The sequence below is a fragment of the Microbacterium sp. SORGH_AS_0969 genome (assembly GCF_030818255.1).
GTDB lineage: Bacteria > Actinomycetota > Actinomycetes > Actinomycetales > Microbacteriaceae > Microbacterium.
Map to the genome: position 1 here is coordinate 2979824 of NZ_JAUTAG010000001.1, position 15316 is coordinate 2995139.

Below are 15316 nucleotides of genomic sequence, written 5' to 3' on the forward strand. Positions count from 1 at the left end.
GCATGCCGTCGCTCGATCTCACGTCGTCCTCGCTCGATCTCACGCGCGCCATCTGCGACATCCCGAGCGTGTCCGGCGACGAGACCACTCTCGCGGATGCCATCGCCGCCGCCCTGGCCGACTACGACCACCTCGAGGTCATCCGGGACGAGGACACGATCGTCGCGCGCACCGACCTCGGCCGCGCACGTCGGGTGGTGATCGCCGGGCACATCGACACCGTGCCCATCAACCGCAACCTCCCCGTCGAGGACCGCGACGTCGACGGCGAAGCCGTGCTCTGGGGCCGCGGGACCGTCGATATGAAGGCGGGGGTCGCCGTGCAGCTCAAGTTGGCCGCAGAGCTCGTCGCGCCCCCGGTCGACATCACGTGGATGTGGTACGACCACGAGGAGGTCGACTCGTCGCTGAACGGTCTGGGACGACTCTCGCGCAACCGGCCCGATCTCTTCGTCGGAGACTTCGCGATCCTGGGGGAACCCAGTAACGGCGAGGTCGAGGGGGGATGCAACGGCACGCTTCGCGCCGTCATCCGAACCGACGGCGTCCGCGCGCACAGCGCTCGGTCGTGGATCGGTGAGAACGCGATCCACAAGGCGGCGCCGATTCTCGCGCGCCTCGCCGAGTACCGCGCTCGTGAGATCGAGGTCGAGGGGCTGCTCTATCGCGAAGGTCTCAACGCCGTGAAGATCTCCGGGGGAGTCGCGGGCAACGTGATCCCCGACGCGTGCGAGGTCGAGGTGAACTACCGCTTCGCCCCGAGTCGCGACGCCGCGGGTGCCGAACGAGTGGTCCGCGATGTGTTCACCGGTTTCGACGTCGAGATATTCGACGTCGCCGAGGGCGCGCGTCCGGGTCTCGATGCGCCGCTGGCGCAGGAGTTCGTGGCGGCGGTCGGCGCCACACCCCGTCCGAAGTACGGATGGACCGACGTCGCCCGGTTCTCGGCGCTCGGCATCCCGGCCGTCAACTACGGCCCGGGCGATCCGCACCTCGCGCACCACGACGAGGAGCGCGTTCCCGTGGCGCAGATCGACGCCGTGGAACACGGCCTGCGAGCGTGGCTGAGCGGGTCGTGACCACCGAGGTCGCGGCATCCGGAACCGTCCGGGGATGGGCTCGTCTGCCCGTGCCGTGGCGTATCGCCCTGATCTACGTCGCGGCCCGCGTTGTCACGACGGTCTTCTTCCTGCTCGCGGCGGGGATGTCGGGACCGGCATCGCGTTACGGCGTCGACCCGTCGCTGGGAGAGCTCGCCCTCGGGTGGGACGCGCAGTGGTACTGGCTTGCGGCCGTGTCGGGGTATCCGTCCGTGCTGCCCGTCAACGCCGAGGGGGCGGTGTCGGAGAACGCGTGGGCGTTCCTTCCGCTGTACCCGTACCTCTCGGCGGGGCTGGGGGCTCTTCTGGGGTCCTGGGGTGCCGGGGCGGTCACGATCTCGCTCCTCGCCGGTTACGGCGCGAGCCTGACGCTGCACACGCTCTTCCGTGATCGCGTGGGCGATGCGGCGGCCACCTGGGCGGTGGTCTTCTTCGCCGCCGGTCCCTTGGCCGCGCTTTTCCAGGTCGGATACGCCGAATCGCTGTTCCTGTTCCTCCTCTTCATGGCGCTGCGCTGCGTACAGCGACGGCGATGGGGGTGGCTGTACCTCCTCGTCCCCGTCATGGGGTTCACCCGGCCGGGAATCCTCGCTTTCGCGCTGTTCCTCGCCCTGTACGGCATCCACCGTTTCGTCCGGCGTCGCAGCGATCCGCTCCCGAGACGCGAGAGTGTGCACATCGTCGCCCTCGGGCTCGTCAGCGTGGTCGTCGGCTTCGCGTGGCAGAGCATCGCGGCGATGGTCACGGGCGACGCGGGCGCGTACCTCGCGACGGAGCTCGCGTGGCGCCGCAACTGGATCGCCGATGCGAGCGGCCATTTCATCCCGATCGAGGGTTGGGTGCAGGCCGCCGCGTTCTGGTTCACCCAGTGGGGACTCGGGGCCTGGCTCGGCTACGTCGCGCTGGTGGTCCTCGTCGTGGGGGTCTCTCTCGCGCTGTGGTTCCTCGGCCCGGTTCGACGGCTCGGTGTCGAGGTGCGCCTCTGGTCGGCCAGCTATCTGATCTACCTGCTCCTCGTGTTCTTCCCGCAGTCGAGCATCTTCCGGTTGCTCCTGCCGGTGTCGCCCCTGTGGGGAGCACTCGCGGTGCCTCGGTCCACCGCCTGGCGCGTCGGGGTCCTCGCCCTGGCTTTGCTCGGGCAGTGGTGGTGGATCTACAACATGTACGCCCTGGCCAACACCTACTGGCAGATCCCTTGAACGGATGCCGTGCCGCCGCTCGCCGCGCCGGACGACGCGCGACGCGCGCTACCGGTAAACTGTCAGGAGACCAACGACGAAAAGGGGGCCGCGATGGCAGCCATGAAGCCGCGAACCGGTGACGGACCGATGGAGGCCGTGAAGGAGGGCCGGCTGATCATCGTGCGCGTGCCGCTCGAGGGTGGCGGGCGACTCGTCGTCTCGGTGAACGATGCCGAGGCGAAGGAACTGCACGACGTGCTCGGTGGTGTCGTCAACGCATCCTGACGGAACTTCACGAGAGAAGGCCGGTCCCTGACGGGGCCGGCCTTCTCTCGTTGGTGAGTATCGCGGTGCAGCGGATGAATCGCGGGGTTATGCCCGCTCAGGACGTCGGCGAGACGGTCGTCAGCTGAAGGAGCCCTTCGCCCGTGGTGGACAGGGCTCCGAAGACGGCGGGTGAGGCCTGCACCTCCTGGATGAGGGAGCGGTACGCCGTCGTCACCGCGTCGCGGCGAACGGGATCGGCGACGGCGCCGCCCGCGAGGACGCGCGGAATGAGCACCGTGCCGCCCGCGCGCACGAGGCGCAGGCCGTGCTCGACGTATTCGATGACGCCGTCGGGGTCGGCGTCGATGAAGACGATGTCGTACGACGCTTCGTTCATGCGGGGGAGGACTTCGGCCGCACGACCGGTGATGAAGCGTGCTCGAGCCGCAGGAATCCGCGCATCGGCGAACGCGGCACGCGCGGCTCCGAGATGCTCCGGCTCGCTGTCGATGGTGGTCAGCGTGGCGCGCGGAGAACCGTGCAAGAGCCAGAGTCCCGAGACGCCGCCGCCCGTGCCGACCTCGACGACGTTCAGCGCGCGCGTCGCGGCCGCGAGAAGCGCCGTCTGCGCGCCGACCGCGGGGCTGATCGGGGCGGCACCCAGCTCGAGCGCGTGCGCGCGAGCCCGGGCGATGTGCTCCGGCTCCACCGTCGATTCCTGCACGAACCGTTCGTTCGCCTCGTAACCACTCACCTGGACCTCCGTGCCCAGGCTAGAGGGCGGGGTCGTGCCGGAGGCCGAGGCGCGGCGGGTAATCTGAACTCATGTTCTTCGGGCTCACCATCGAGAAGCTCATGCTGATCGGTGTGGTCGCCGCACTCGTCATCGGCCCCGAGCGCCTCCCCAAGTACGCCGAAGCCCTCGCGAAGCTCACCCGTCGCGCGAAAGAGACGCTGCAGGGAGCGAAATCGCGCATGCGCGAGGAGATGGGGCCGGAGTTCGACGAGGTCGACTGGCGCAAGCTCGACCCGCGTCAGTACGACCCGCGTCGCATCGTCCGCGAAGCTCTCCTCGACGACACCCCGACGGCGACGATGCGCGCCGCCGGTGCCGCCGCCGTCGCCGCGCGTGTCACACCCGAGAAGCCGCCCTTCGTTCCCGGGTCGGTTCCCCCGTTCGACGACGAGTCCACCTGAGACGCGCCGCCCGTCAGCGGGCAGTGGTCACGCCGACGGGGTGACGCGGAGCGCTCGTCCCACGAGCCCGCGCGGGTTGACCGCGAGAGCCGCCGCCGCCGCGTCGATGGCACGCGACGCGGGATCGTCGGGTGCGCCGAGCACCACGGGGTGACCGTCGTCTCCGCCTCCGCGCAGTGCCGGGCTCAACGGCACGGATGCCAGGAGGGGCACGTCGGAGTCGGCGGTCGACAGGGCGCGAGCCACGGCCTCGCCGCCGCCGGAGCCGAACAGGTCGAGCGAGCTGCCGTCCGGGAGCGTCATCGCGGCCATGTTCTCGATGACCCCGATCACGCGCTGCCCCGTCTGACGGGCAACCGTTCCGGAACGGACCGCGACATCAGCCGCCGCCGCCTGCGGAGTGGTCACGACGAGGACGTCGGCGTGGGGGAGCAGCTGGCCCACGGAGATCGCCACGTCGCCCGTTCCCGGCGGCATGTCGAGCAGCAGCACATCGAGGTCCCCGAAGAACACGTCGGTGAGGAACTGCTGCACGGTGCGGTGGAGCATCGGACCCCGCCACGCGACGGCGCCCGCGGCATCCTCTCCCGGACGACGGAGGAACATACCGATCGAGATCACCTTCACCCCGTAGGCCACCGGCGGCAGGATGAGCTCGTCGATCCTTGTCGGGGCGGGCGGAAGGCCGTCGGCATCGATCAGGCCGAGCAGCCCGGGGATCGAGAAGCCGTGCACGTCGGCGTCGATCAAGCCGACGCGGAGGCCTCGGGCCGCGAGAGCGACCGCGAGATTGGCTGTCAACGTCGACTTCCCCACACCGCCTTTGCCGCTGGTGACGGCGATGACGCGCGTGAGCGAGTCCGGGCCGAAGGGCATCTCCCGCTTCGCCCGACCGCCACGGAGCTTCTCGGTGAGGGCTCTGCGCTCGTCGGGCGACATCACCCCGACGCGCACGTCGACCGCATCGATCCCGGCGACCGAGGCCGCGGCATCCCGGACATCCCGCTCGATGCGGTCCGCGGCGGGACATCCGACGATCGTCAGCGCGATCTCGACGTCGGCCGTGGAGCCGTGGACGTCGATCTCGCGCACCATGTCGAGCTCGCCGAGGGGTCGCCGGAGCTCGGGATCGGTCACCGCGGCGACAGCCGCGCGGACACGTTCGGCGAGTTCGACCGTCACGGCGCGGGCCGTGACTGCTCGTCGTGGTCGTCGAGTCGTTGGAGTGCGGCGCGCAGCTCGGCACGCAGCGTGTCCTTCGTGATGACCTCGTCCGTCAGGTCGCGGACGGCCATGCGCAGGGCGACGATCTCGCGTGCGAGGTACTCGGTATCGGCGAGATTGCGCTCGGCGCGCTGACGATCCTGTTCGATCTGCACGCGGTCGCGATCGTCCTGGCGGTTCTGCGCGAGCAGGATCAGGGGGGCCGCGTACGACGCCTGCAGAGAGAGCACGAGGGTCAGCGCGGTGAAGCCGATCGCGGCGGAGTCGAAGCGCCAGTCGTCGGGGGCGATCGAGTTCCATCCCATCCACAGCACGCAGAACAGCGTCAGCGACAGGAGGAAGGTCGGCGTGCCCATCGCGCGCGCCACCCATTCGGTGAATCGGCCGAAGCGATCGCGAGACGGCTGCGGCGTACGCGGGGCGAGAACGCGGCCGCGACCGCGGGGCGCGTCGAGAGCGGGCTGGCGGTTGTTCCGAGCCATCAGCGCCTCCTCGGGGTCGGTGGGGTCTGGACGGGGATGCTCTGCGTCGCGGTCGGTCTGAGTGTGACCTTGGGCGTCGGATCATCGCTGTCGTGGGTGCGCCAGTCGTCGGGCAGGAGGTAGTCGAGGACATCGTCGACGCTGACGCAGCCGACGAGCCGGTGCGCCTGGTCGATGACGGGCAGCGAGACGAGGTTGTAGCTCGCCAGGAGCCGAGCCGCTTCGGCCGCCGTCGCGTCTGCGGGCACCGGCTCGAGCGTGTCGTCGATGATGGCGCCGAGGCGCTCGTGCGGCGGGTAGCGGAGCATCCGCTGGAAGTGCACGGTGCCGAGGAGCCGCCCCGTCGGCGTCTCGTAGGGCGGCAGGGTGATGAAGACGGATGCCGCGAGAGCGGGGTGCAACTCGTGGCGGCGGATGAGGGCCAGGGCCTCGGCCACGGTGGCATCCGCCGACAGCACGATGGGCTCCGGGGTCATGAGACCGCCGGCGGTGTCGGGGCCGTACTGAAGAAGGGCGCGCACGTCGTCGGCCTCCTCGGGCTCCATGAGCTCGAGCAGCTGCTCCGAACGGGACTCGGGCAACTGGCCGAGGAGGTCGGCCGCGTCGTCGGGCTCCATGGCATCCAGGATGTCGGCGGCGCGCTCGTCGCCGAGCTGCTCGAGGATGTGCACCTGCTCGTCTTCGGGCATCTCTTCGAGGGCATCGGCGAGACGGTCGTCGCTGAGCTCTTCAGCGACCTCGATGAGGCGCTCCTCGGGCAGGTCGAGCAGGGTGTTGGCGAGATCGGCCGGCTTGAGCTCGGAGTACGTCGCGACGAGCTGCTCGGCCGACTGCGCTTCGCCCGGCGTCTGGTTCTCGCGCACCTCGGTCCACGCCGCGAACGTCGTGGCCCCTTTCGCGAACGGGGAGGCGCTCGTTCGCGGGCGACGAAGGAACAGCTGGCCCACGTCCCATTCGCCGAGGCGGTTGCGCTCGATCGCGACGTCCTCGATCACGGCTGTACCCGAGCCGTCGACCAGGCTCACGCGGCGGCCGAGCATCTCGGCCATGACGCGGACCTCGCCGCCGCGCTGCTGGAATCGGCGCACATTGATGAGGCCGGTCGTGATGACCTGACCGGCCTGGATGGAGGTGACGCGTCCGATGGACACGAACACATGTCGGCGCCCGGGAATCTCGACGACGAGCCCCACGACGCGCGGCGCGGCTGACGCGCGGTAGATCACCACGACGTCTCGCACCTTCCCCAGGCGGTCGCCCGCCGGATCGAACACCGTGCAGCCCGCCAAGCGGGCGACGAAAACCCTTTGCGTGCTCACCGGTACAGCGTAGTCCGCAGCTCATCGCGAACACCTCGGTGACGCCTCAGGAGCGCGTGACAAGATGGTGAAATGAGTATGTTGACGGGGCGGCCGGGAGCCGGGCGCGACGAGGTCGGCGAGAAGGTCGCGTCGTTCCCGACGTACGAGCAGGCCCAGAAGGCCGTGTCCTCCCTCATCGCCGGCGAGGTACCCGCGCGCGACATCGCGATCGTGGGGACCGGGCTCCGGTCCGTCGAACGCATCACGGGCCGTCTCGGATACGCCACGGCCGCGCGATCCGGGGCGCTGAACGGTCTGATGATCGGTCTGCTCTTCGCCTTCATCTTCGTGCTCGGTCAGCCCACGGCGCAGGTCGCGACCTTCCTCGGCGTGCTGCTCGTGGGCATGGCGCTCGGAATGCTCCTGAGCCTCGGCACCTACTCGATCATCCGGCGCCGACGGGACTTCGCGTCGGTCATGCAGGTCACCGCCGACCACTACGACGTCTGCGTGGCCGCCCCCAGCCTCCACAAGGCTCGGGGAGTGCTCGGACCGACTGGCGCCGCGCGCACGGTGGTCGCACGCCCGCCCGTCTCGGTGGACGATGCTCCGCCGCAGTACGGCGAACGGGTGGCCCCGGGTACCGCCTCGCCGTCAACCCCGCGTCCCGCCGCTCCGAGCGCCGCGCCCGCGTCGGACGAGCCTCCGCGCTACGGAGAACGCATCGTTCCGCCCACGCCGCAGGCCCATCCGGACGAGTCGGCCGGCACCGGGTCCGCCGATGCTGACGCTGCCGCCGGGGAGCCGCGAGGCGACGCGCCCGAGGCTCCACGCGAAGAGCGGTGACCGCCGAACCGGTCCGGATCCCGGTCGAGTTGCCGGGCGGCGCGTCGAGCGTGTCGGGGCTCTGGGAAGCGCCCGACGGCGCGTCCGCCACGGTCGCCGTCGCCCACGGGGCGGGCGCGGGCATGACGCACCCGTTCCTCGAGGGTCTTGCCGCGGCCCTCGTCGAAGACGGTTTCGCCGTGCTGCGGTTCGTCTTCCCGTACGTCGAGGCGGGACGCCGGATGCCGGGACCCGTCGCCGCGGCCACGAGCACCTGGGCGGGTGCGCAGTCGTGGTGCGCTGAGGCCTCGACACCGGGGATCTTCGTCGCGGCAGGGAAGTCGTACGGCGGGCGCATGGCCTCCGTCGCCGCGAGTGAGGGACTCCTCAGCCCCGCCGGACTCGTCTACCTCGGCTACCCCCTGCACCCTCCCGGCCGGCCGGACAAGCCGCGGGTCGAACACCTGCCTCGGGTGAAACCGCCGCAGCTGTTCGTCGAGGGAGAGAACGACCCCTTCGTCGACCCTCACGAGCAACTCATGGAGGCAGTGAACTCGTGCTCGGATGCCCGCGTGCACTGGATCGCCGGCGCGAACCACTCGTTCGAGGTGAAGGGCGCGCGGCGCCCGGCGGACGCGATCGGTGCGGGATTGGCGCCGGTGCTGGCGGAGTTCGTCCGGTCGCTGTGAGGGTTATGGGCGCTGGTCTTCGGACAGGGTGCCGCAGCGGGAGATGGCGAGGAGGTCGATGGCTTTGCGGCCGTCGATTGTTCTCTCGCTCATGCCGAGCGACATCCGGGGGGAGTCGCGGACCATATAGATTTGCGCAAAGTTGACGGGCACGCCCAGATCGTGGGCTCGCCAACCGTCACCGACTGCGTCGGGGAATCGCGCGATGAATGAGGAAATGTCAAACGAGTCGTCGACGTATACCTCCCACTGACCTGTGTAAAAGCTGCCGCGGCCAGCTCCGAACGTGAGGTTGTCGCCACAACTGTACGGCTCGAAGGATTCATTTGGAACGATCTCTTTCGGGTCGGGAACAAGATCTGCCACTTGCCTCAGAACGTCATTCGTCTCAGCGCGCACCTGATCGTACGTAGGGGGAGAGTCTGCGCAACCGCTGAGCATCAGCGCGCCGGCGGTCGTCAAGGCGAGGAGAGCGAGAGCCGCTTTCATAGTTGCTTCCCTTGCGTGAGGAGGAGCGAGTAAACGGAATAGAGAACCGGTCCGTTTATCGACTCGTCGTCGCTCATCAGTGCGTTGTGATGTTCCACGCTGTCCGAAAGGATGCCCACTGGGCCGCCGATAATGACGTTCCGCGGGTTGAGCCCCGGGAGTTCCGTGTCGACGATCTGTACGCCCGGAAAGGACTCCGGGGGCACGCTGAACCCGAGATCTGCGAGGCTCAAACCCGCGTAGTAGCGGTTGATATCGTCCGGTGCCTGCGCGGCGAAGTAACGCGTTTGCGGATCGGGCGTGTACGGTCCGATGGCGCCGACTGTCGCGGCCATGAAGCGCGCATCAACGGTTCCGCCGTATGCCTCTGCTGCACTGCCGATGGCACCGGCGTACGAGTGCTCGTAGCTCATGGTCCACACACCGGGTGCCGTGGCCTCGACCCCTTGGACGAAGTTCGCGTACTCCGGCGCCCGCTGCGAAGCGTATGTGCTGAGCTGGGGCCCACCCCCGAGGGGGATCTCGCTCAGTTGCGGCATTGGTCCCGTCATGACGGTGAAGCTCATGACGGATCCCTGCCCGGCTCTCGTCTGCCAGTTCGCGAACCGCGTCACCGGCTCATCGCCGAAGAACGACTCCGCCCGCGTGTTCGTCCCCGGTACGACGAACAGCGCCGAGGTCGCTGTCGCCGGATCGCCCGACATCTCGATGAGCGAGCCATGGTCGGGGTTCCACGCGTAGAGCTGCTTCCGTCCGTCCTGGACGGCCTGGAAGTAGGCGATCTCCCGATCGAGGTCGCTCACCCGGCGGTTCGCCTCCGCAAGCGGGATCCGAAGGGAGTGTCCGAGGTCATCGACGACGCCGACGGCGTCCAGCCGCTGGCGGCGGAGTTCTTCGACCCGCGACGCGGCCCGCGCGCGATTGGCGGCGACGCGGGCCGCGATCGCCACGCCGTCGAGGTTCCCGATCACCGCGGGGATCGCTGCGGTCAGCTGTGCGGCCGTGGCGACGGGCAGGGCATTCCACCAGGCGGCCACGGCCGCCGGGCGGGTGCGATGAAGGATGCCGATCCACTCCGGGTGCGCGGTGAGGAGAGCGGCTGCGCCTGAGCCCCCGTGCTCCGCCAACCGGGCGAGAAGCGGTACGGCCGCGGCATCCGTGATCGATGTCGACGCTTCGGCGACGAGTTCTTCATCGATACTCAGAACATTCGACAGCGACCAGGGAATCTCGGGGATCGCCCGCAGCGACGCCGTGCATGAATCGACCGCAGCGTCCCATCTGTCGACGAGGGCCGCGCAGTCGCGACGGAATGCGGCTTCCTCGTCTGCGCGCACGGCGTCCGCCACGGCCCGACCGAAGCGATCATCGGGAAGGGGTGCCTGGTGCAGACCGGTGACCGAGCGCCGCGCGATGCGCTCGACCAGCGCATCGCGCTCGCGTTCGATCGCCTCGAGCTCGTCCGCCAGCGTTTCGATCGCGGTGCAAGCCAGGCCGAGTCCCGTCGCGATCTCGACCGCCGCCGGGCCGATCGTGATCAGCGCGTCCTGCAGATCCTGTGCCTCCGGCGCGCGGTACACCGCGGGGAGCATCCCCCAGGCGAGCAGGATGTCCTCGGTGGTCAGTCGCAGAGGCGCGACCGCGTGGCGCACTGCCTCCGCGCAGCGGCGGAGCTCGCCGGGGCTCGCGGGGCCGACCGGAATCGCTGCGGTAGCGATGGTCATGACGGGCGCGCACCGAATCGCGAAGGGTCGAACAGTGGTGCTGCGGTACGTCCATCGGCCGCGGAGGTCGTCGCCGCCATCTGGTCGTCGGCCGACACGTAGGCGGCGATGATCCGGCGAAGAGCCGCCACGGCGGCGAGACCGTGCGAGACCATCCCGCGCGACAGCCGCACGCGAGGCTCCGCGCCGTCGTCGAACGCCGCGTGCGCCGACGTCGCTCCCGACAGGGCGGTGCTGAGCGCGTCGACGGCATCTCGGAGCGCATCGGAACACGCGAGCGTCTCGTCGAGGGCACGTCGCAGTCGGTCGGCGATCCCGATGACCTGGTCGGGCTGCAGCGCATAGGACATGCCGGGATGTTAGGGACTTTCGCGGCGCGCGATTTTCACCCTGTGGACAGCTCGACGACCTTTCACCCGCCGCGCCGGACGGTCATCGTCCGGCGGCGTAGCCCTGCATCCCGCGAGGGTTGGCGGCTGCCCAGAGCAGTCCGCTCGCGTCCCGACCGACGGCACTCACCCGGCCCAACGCCCAGTCGCCGGCCACGGTCACCCGGTGGCCCCGCCGCTCGAGTTCCTCGATCACCCCGTCGCCGATCCGCCTCTCGGCCATCGCCCCTGCCGGAGTCCACGTGCGCGGCCAGAACGAGTCGGCGATCGCCGTCGTGTGAAGGGTCGGGGCGTCGATCGCCTGCTGCGGCGTGTAACCGCCGACGAGCATGCGCAGGAGCACCGGCAACTGCCACTGGTCCTGCTGGTCGCCACCCGGAGACCCGAGGGCGGTGACCTCGTCTCCTCGCGTGAGAAGGGTCGGCGTCAGAGTGGTTCGGGGTCGTCGCCGCGGGGTGAGCGAGGCGGGGTGACCCGGAAACAGCCAGGTCATCTGCAGGCGGGTACCGAGGCAGAACCCGAGTTCGGGGACGGTCGGCGAGGACTGCAACCACCCGCCCGACGGCGTCGCCGAGACCGCGTTTCCCCAGCGGTCGATGACGTCGATGTGGCAGGTATCCCCGCGCGTCTGCCCTGAACGATCAACCGTGGGTTCACCCGTTGCTCCGGCGGCGACACCCGCTTCGGTCCGCAGAGGAGGAATCACCGGATGCCGTCCCTCGGGCGCCCCGGGACGGAACTCGCGCGACGCCTCGTCGCCGATCAGACCCCGCCGCTGCGTGACGTAGTCGTCCGCCAGCAGGGCAGCGGGGGAGACCGTTCCGTCGCCGTCGCCGAACCACGCATCGCGATCCGCGTAGGCGAGCTTCTGCGCCTCGAGGACGGTGTGCGCACCGAGCCCGGTGCCGATGTCGAGTGCGTCGTCGTCGAACGGCTCAAGGAGCTTGAGGGTCTGCAGCAGCGCGGGACCTTGCGTCCACACCCCCGGCTTGTAGACGTCCCACCCGCGGAAGCGAGCGGAGACGGCGGCTTCGACCCCGGCGCGCCAGTCACGGACGTCGTCGGCACTCAGGACACCGCGGTGCTCTCCACCGTCGGAGTGCGCGTGCGGTCGGGAGAGGAACGCCGCGGCCGCGGGCAGGACATCGCCGGCCCATCGGTCGCGAGCGGCGTCGATGCGCTCTTCCCGGGAGTCGCCCGAGCGACCAGCCCCGACGAGTGCCTCCAGGACATCGGCGTACGCCGGGTTCCGCACGACGGTGTCCGGCGCGGGAGCCTCGCCGTTCGGCATCCATCGAGCGAGGGAAGAGGGCCAGTGGTCGCGGAACAGCGCGGCGACACGGCCGATCGTCATGGCCGCGCCCGCGACCAGAGGATGACCGTCGCGGGCGTAGCCGATGGCGTACGCGAGCACATCGGCGAGCTCCCACGTTCCGTGATCGCGGAGCAGCAGGAGCCATGCGTCGACGGCACCGGGCACCGTCGCGGCGAGCCCGCCGGCGCCGGGGACGAGGTCGAGGCCGAGACCGGTCATGTGGGCGATCGTGGCGGCGGCGGGGGCCGGCCCCTGACCCATCAGGACGACGGGCTCAGGTGCCCCCGCGGGACGTACGAGCGCGACCAGGTCACCGCCGGGTCCGTTGAGATGAGGCTCGACGATGTGAAGCACGAAGGCGGCGGCGACGGCGGCATCGAACGCCGTGCCCCCGCGCTCGAGGACCGCCTGCGCGGTCGCCGTGGCGGTCCAGTGGGTGGATGCCGACATCCCGAACGTTCCCCGGAGGGTCGGGCGCGTGGTGAACGACGCCGGGGGAGTGAACGTCACCGCGACAGCCGAGCGATCCAGTCCTCGACCTCGTCGGCGGTCCGCGGGATACCGGCCGAGAGGTTGACGGGCCCGTCCGAGGTCATGACGATGTCGTCCTCGATGCGCACGCCGATACCGCGATACTCCTCGGGGACGGTGAGGTCGTCGATCTGGAAGTAGAGCCCGGGCTCGATGGTGAACACCATCCCCGGCTCGAGTAGACCGTCGTAGTACATCTCGCGACGAGCCTGAGCGCAGTCGTGTACGTCGATGCCGAGGTGATGGCTCGTGCCGTGGACCATGTAGCGGCGGTGCTGGCCGCCGGTGTCGGCATCCAGGGCCTCTTGCGCCGTGACGGGGAGCAGGCCCCACTCGGCCACGCGAGCCGCGATGACCTCCATCGCGGCTTCATGGACGCGGCGGAACGGCACGCCGGGTCGCGCTGCCTCGAACGCCGCGTCGGCCGCTTCGCGAACCGCCTCATACACCCGGCGCTGCACCTCGGTGAACCGCCCCGAGACGGGGAGGGTGCGGGTGATGTCGGCGGTGTAGAGGCTGTCGACCTCGACGCCGGCGTCCACGAGGATGAGGTCCCCCGGCTTCACCGCGCCGTCGTTGCGTGTCCAGTGCAGGTAGCACGCGTGGGGTCCGGATGCCGCGATCGTGTCGTACCCGACCGCGTTGCCGTCGGCGCGGGCGCGCTGATGGAAGACCCCCTCGACGACGCGCTCCCCGCGGGGATGCTCGATGATGCGCGGGAGCTCCGCGACGATGTCGTCGAAGCCGCGAGCGGTGACCTCGACCGCGAGGGCCATCTCGGCGAGCTCGAACTCGTCTTTGACCAGACGGAGCTCGGACACGAAACGCGTCAGCTCGTCGTCCTCGCCGACCGTGCGGTCGGCGTCGGAGGCCACGAAATCGGAGACGTGCGCCGTCGCCAGACCCAGGTCGGCCGCGACGCCGTCGAGGGCCGGGCGTGGCCCGATCCAGAACTCGCCCACGGACGCATCGGCGTAGAACTCGGGGGTGGTGCGGTCGGCCCGCTCGCGGAAGTAGAGCACGACCTCGTGACCCTCGTCACGCGGCTCGAAGACGAGCACGGAATCGGGCTCGGCATCCGATGCCCACCCGGTCAAGTGGGCGAAGGCCGAGTGCGCGCGGAAAGGGTAGTCGGTGTCGTTGCTGCGCTGCTTCAGTCCGCCGGCCGGGATCACGAGCCGCTGGCCGGGGAAGGCCGCGGAAACCTTCGCTCGACGGCGTGCCGCCCACGCCGCCTGCTCGCGCGGGCTCGGCAGCGAGTCCTCACGCTCGGCCCAGCCCGTCGAGATGGTCTCGAGGAAGCCCTTCGGGAACGGGGCCTTGCGGTTCGTCGTCGAGTTCGCGGGTGCGTCGGTCGCCTGCGGCTCCGCGGTGACGGGGGTGACGGACTGCTCGGAGGGGGCGATCGTGTCGCCGGTGGCGGGGGTGTCCATTCCTCCAGTTTCGCACCGCTCGCGGGCGTCCGCTCGGGCTGCGCCCAGCGTGTCCTCGGCGCCGGGTGCGCGGCATCCGGAATCGTCCGTCAGCCGGCGGTGCGTTCGAGCTGGACGACGAGCGGACGGTGGTCACTGCCCGAACCGTCGAGGGTGCGCATGACGATCGAGCCCGAGACGGTCCAGTCCGGCGTCGCCATGACGTGGTCGATCGGGGCGCCGAGCACCGCGGGGATGTCCGTGGGCCACGTCCCCACGCCGCCGTTGCCGCTCTCGGAGGTGGTGTCGCGACAGCGGCCGAGGGTGCCGTCGTCGACCCCGAGCCCGTTCATGTGGTCGATCGTCGCGTTGAAGTCGCCCGCGAGGATGACGTTGTCGCTCGCGCACTGGTCGGCGAGCCAGGTCAGATCCGAACGCCACTGCGTCATGTAGTCCTCGCGTGGGGCGACGGCGTGCGCCGCGACGATGATGGGACCGTCGCCGGAGACGGGCATCGCGACGGCGCTCGGGACGGTCGAGGTGTTGCTCGAGCCGTCGAGCGAGGAGTCGATCACGGAGTAGTCGCCGAGCTCCGGCCGGATGAGGACGGTGGTCGAGGTGGCGCCCCAGCCGGTGCCGCCGTACTCGGCGTGATGGGCCCACATGGGCCGGCCCATGTCGCGCATGAGCTCGGCCACGCGCGTACCGGTGTCGATCGTCGTCTCGGGCAGCGTCACGACATCGGCCTGCATGTCGACGGCGAACTGCGCGATGGACTCGGCCGAGGTCGCGGCGCCCGCGGTGTTCCACGTCATGACGCGGAGACTCGTCGCGGTCTTGTCGGGGAGGGTCTCATCTCCCGTACCGCGTTGGACGATCATCAGGCCGTTCGCGGCGGCGGCCACGCCGAAGATCACCACCGAGGTGAGGGCGAGCGCGCGGAGCGGGCGGATGAGGGCGAACAGCAGCGCCAGCACGGCGGCCGCGGCGAGAGCGGCGCCCAGAGCGGCGCGGAAGGAGATGATCTGCGCGAGCGGGAAGGTGCGTTCGAGACCGAACACGCCGGGCCACGTGAGCACCGCGGCACCCGCAGCGAACACGAGCGCGACGATGATTCCGAACAGGCGACGCACGCGCTCGACCCTAGGCGAATCGCCTGAGAGATCCACGGATGCCACGGCACCGGCGCA

At 70.1% G+C, this 15316-nt stretch carries 16 protein-coding genes; 6 read left to right on the forward strand and 10 right to left on the reverse strand.

Annotated elements, in window-relative coordinates; translation table 11 throughout:
• The first annotated feature begins 2 nt into the window (after positions 1-2).
• The 3 genes from dapE (at position 3) to QE388_RS13945 (ending at position 2566) form a co-directional block, all read left to right on the forward strand.
• Entirely contained in the window at positions 3-1079 is a 1077-nt protein-coding gene (gene dapE / locus QE388_RS13935) for a succinyl-diaminopimelate desuccinylase (RefSeq protein WP_307385868.1), read from the forward strand.
• On the forward strand, positions 1061-2299 hold the full coding sequence (locus QE388_RS13940; RefSeq protein WP_307385870.1) for a hypothetical protein: 1239 nt from the start codon (positions 1061-1063) through the stop codon (positions 2297-2299). The genes dapE and QE388_RS13940 overlap by 19 nt, the downstream gene beginning before the upstream one ends.
• Before the next feature lie 93 nt (positions 2300-2392).
• Positions 2393-2566, forward strand: a complete 174-nt coding sequence (locus QE388_RS13945) for a DUF3117 domain-containing protein (RefSeq protein WP_013586186.1) — start codon at positions 2393-2395, stop codon at positions 2564-2566.
• Positions 2567-2663: 97 nt separating this feature from the next.
• Here the strand turns inward: QE388_RS13945 and QE388_RS13950 are convergent, their stop codons facing one another.
• A complete protein-coding gene (locus QE388_RS13950) occupies positions 2664-3302 on the reverse strand; it encodes an O-methyltransferase (RefSeq protein ID WP_058598008.1) in 639 nt (212 codons plus the stop codon).
• Positions 3303-3373: 71 nt separating this feature from the next.
• Between QE388_RS13950 and QE388_RS13955 the strand changes: the two genes are divergently transcribed.
• Complete coding sequence (locus QE388_RS13955) at positions 3374-3745, forward strand: twin-arginine translocase TatA/TatE family subunit (protein WP_058613503.1); 372 nt, start codon at positions 3374-3376, stop codon at positions 3743-3745.
• Positions 3746-3772: 27 nt separating this feature from the next.
• Here QE388_RS13955 and QE388_RS13960 read toward each other — a convergent pair whose 3' ends face one another.
• From QE388_RS13960 to QE388_RS13970, 3 genes are read right to left on the reverse strand one after another with little or no spacing between them, the layout of a single operon-like run.
• A complete protein-coding gene (locus QE388_RS13960) occupies positions 3773-4927 on the reverse strand; it encodes an Mrp/NBP35 family ATP-binding protein (protein WP_307385873.1) in 1155 nt (384 codons plus the stop codon).
• Positions 4924-5451, reverse strand: a complete 528-nt coding sequence (locus tag QE388_RS13965) for a DUF1003 domain-containing protein (RefSeq protein ID WP_058613505.1) — start codon at positions 5449-5451, stop codon at positions 4924-4926. The genes QE388_RS13960 and QE388_RS13965 overlap by 4 nt, the downstream gene beginning before the upstream one ends.
• The gene (locus QE388_RS13970) at positions 5451-6770 is read right to left on the reverse strand and encodes a magnesium transporter MgtE N-terminal domain-containing protein (RefSeq protein WP_307385875.1); all 1320 of its coding nucleotides are present in this window, start codon (positions 6768-6770) and stop codon (positions 5451-5453) included. Before QE388_RS13970 ends, QE388_RS13965 begins: the two co-directional genes overlap by 1 nt.
• A 72-nt stretch (positions 6771-6842) precedes the next feature.
• Here QE388_RS13970 and QE388_RS13975 point away from each other — a divergent pair, with 72 nt between their 5' ends.
• Both QE388_RS13975 and QE388_RS13980 read left to right on the forward strand, forming a co-directional pair.
• Positions 6843-7598: a general stress protein gene (locus QE388_RS13975; RefSeq protein ID WP_307385877.1), complete on the forward strand. Its 756-nt coding sequence runs from the start codon at positions 6843-6845 to the stop codon at positions 7596-7598.
• The gene (locus QE388_RS13980; RefSeq protein WP_307385879.1) at positions 7595-8266 is read left to right on the forward strand and encodes an alpha/beta family hydrolase; all 672 of its coding nucleotides are present in this window, start codon (positions 7595-7597) and stop codon (positions 8264-8266) included. The genes QE388_RS13975 and QE388_RS13980 overlap by 4 nt, the downstream gene beginning before the upstream one ends.
• Positions 8267-8269: 3 nt before the next feature.
• On the opposite strand, the gene QE388_RS13985 is transcribed toward QE388_RS13980, so the two are convergent.
• The 6 genes from QE388_RS13985 to QE388_RS14010 all read right to left on the reverse strand — a co-directional run bounded on the left by QE388_RS13985 (position 8270) and on the right by QE388_RS14010 (position 15259).
• Positions 8270-8755, reverse strand: a complete 486-nt coding sequence (locus tag QE388_RS13985; protein ID WP_307385881.1) for a hypothetical protein — start codon at positions 8753-8755, stop codon at positions 8270-8272.
• Entirely contained in the window at positions 8752-10479 is a 1728-nt protein-coding gene (locus QE388_RS13990) for a hypothetical protein (RefSeq protein WP_307385883.1), read from the reverse strand. Before QE388_RS13990 ends, QE388_RS13985 begins: the two co-directional genes overlap by 4 nt.
• Positions 10476-10829 (reverse strand): hypothetical protein, encoded by a 354-nt coding sequence (locus tag QE388_RS13995; protein WP_307385885.1) that lies wholly within the window; start codon positions 10827-10829, stop codon positions 10476-10478. The genes QE388_RS13990 and QE388_RS13995 overlap by 4 nt, the downstream gene beginning before the upstream one ends.
• A gap of 82 nt (positions 10830-10911) precedes the next feature.
• Positions 10912-12693: a gamma-glutamyltransferase family protein gene (locus QE388_RS14000; protein WP_307385887.1), complete on the reverse strand. Its 1782-nt coding sequence runs from the start codon at positions 12691-12693 to the stop codon at positions 10912-10914.
• Positions 12690-14147 (reverse strand): aminopeptidase P family protein, encoded by a 1458-nt coding sequence (locus tag QE388_RS14005; protein ID WP_307385888.1) that lies wholly within the window; start codon positions 14145-14147, stop codon positions 12690-12692. Before QE388_RS14005 ends, QE388_RS14000 begins: the two co-directional genes overlap by 4 nt.
• Positions 14148-14236: 89 nt before the next feature.
• Positions 14237-15259, reverse strand: coding sequence for an endonuclease/exonuclease/phosphatase family protein (locus QE388_RS14010; protein ID WP_307385890.1), 1023 nt, complete (start codon positions 15257-15259; stop codon positions 14237-14239).
• Positions 15260-15316 lie beyond the last annotated feature (57 nt).

Excerpts from the sequence above, each read along its gene's own strand:
- dapE (WP_307385868.1), top strand. The coding sequence starts at position 3 with ATGCCGTCGCTCGATCTCACGTCGTCCTCGCTCGATCTCACGCGCGCC.
- QE388_RS13945 (WP_013586186.1), top strand. The coding sequence starts at position 2,393 with ATGGCAGCCATGAAGCCGCGAACCGGTGACGGACCGATGGAGGCCGTG.
- QE388_RS13955 (WP_058613503.1), top strand. The coding sequence starts at position 3,374 with ATGTTCTTCGGGCTCACCATCGAGAAGCTCATGCTGATCGGTGTGGTC.
- QE388_RS13965 (WP_058613505.1), bottom strand. The coding sequence starts at position 5,451 with ATGGCTCGGAACAACCGCCAGCCCGCTCTCGACGCGCCCCGCGGTCGC.
- QE388_RS13975 (WP_307385877.1), top strand. The coding sequence starts at position 6,843 with ATGAGTATGTTGACGGGGCGGCCGGGAGCCGGGCGCGACGAGGTCGGC.
- QE388_RS13985 (WP_307385881.1), bottom strand. The coding sequence starts at position 8,755 with ATGAAAGCGGCTCTCGCTCTCCTCGCCTTGACGACCGCCGGCGCGCTG.
- QE388_RS13990 (WP_307385883.1), bottom strand. The coding sequence starts at position 10,479 with ATGACCATCGCTACCGCAGCGATTCCGGTCGGCCCCGCGAGCCCCGGC.
- QE388_RS13995 (WP_307385885.1), bottom strand. The coding sequence starts at position 10,829 with ATGTCCTATGCGCTGCAGCCCGACCAGGTCATCGGGATCGCCGACCGA.
- QE388_RS14005 (WP_307385888.1), bottom strand. The coding sequence starts at position 14,147 with ATGGACACCCCCGCCACCGGCGACACGATCGCCCCCTCCGAGCAGTCC.